We start from the raw sequence: 766 nt of genomic DNA on the forward strand, positions 1-766 counted from the left end.
TGGCTGAAGGTTGAGCCGCTCATTCATCGTGCCAGTGATGTCGCGCATGGCTTCCTGATTGCTACGGACCTGGTACAGGTTGCACATGCGTCACCTCGGCATCTTCGCGACAGTGATTTTCACTTCGCCTCTTTTGCGGCACTTTTGACAACGCATCTGCGATCCCAGTTGATCCAAAGACTTGTCCTTATCGACATTCCTCATACGCCGTTGAGGAATGTTAGATACGTGCCGCAGACCCTGCATTTAACGACAACGACCTCCCAAGCCCTCAGTGTGATACCTTGCTGCTCGATGCCAGTCTCGCGAGCTGCTCAATCGGGTTCGCCCTTTTGTAGTAAGAGATGCCACAACGATCGGAAAACCCGACCATCGCATTTTCGCATTTGAGCACGCTTTGCGAGATATGATGCAGCAATGTTGGCATTGGCAAATCGCCGCGGCGCTGTCTAAAGGTCCCCCTACGTTTAGGTGTTAAGTGACATTGGCTTTTCACCTCCAGGCGGTAGACCAAAAAGGTGTCTTATCCAGTTCAGAAATGCTCCATAAGGTCGGCCGAGCGTGATCATCATCACCGCTGCGCCCAAGACCCCTCGTATCAGCCCATCCCCGGAGGCTCCGCTAAAAGCGATGATCGCGGCGTAGATCGGCACCTGAAAGCTCATCAGCGCCAAGCTGTCCCATAGAAGCTGGGACAGTCGGTTTTCCTTCGCATGGCTCATCATCCAGTCGCGCCACATCCCGTACGGACGCCCTATTGGTATCA

Annotated in this window: 1 protein-coding gene; it reads right to left on the bottom strand. The window is 53.8% G+C overall.

Translation table 11 applies throughout. From position 1 onward, the window contains the following. Window positions 1–467: 467 nt before the first annotated feature. The coding region (gene alaE / locus ASF69_RS05790; protein WP_156462003.1) for an L-alanine exporter AlaE at window positions 468–766 on the bottom strand (299 nt) is incomplete at its 5' end.

Origin of the sequence: Rhizobium sp. Leaf311, assembly GCF_001423445.1 — a bacterium.
In the GTDB taxonomy this organism is placed as follows: domain Bacteria; phylum Pseudomonadota; class Alphaproteobacteria; order Rhizobiales; family Rhizobiaceae; genus Agrobacterium.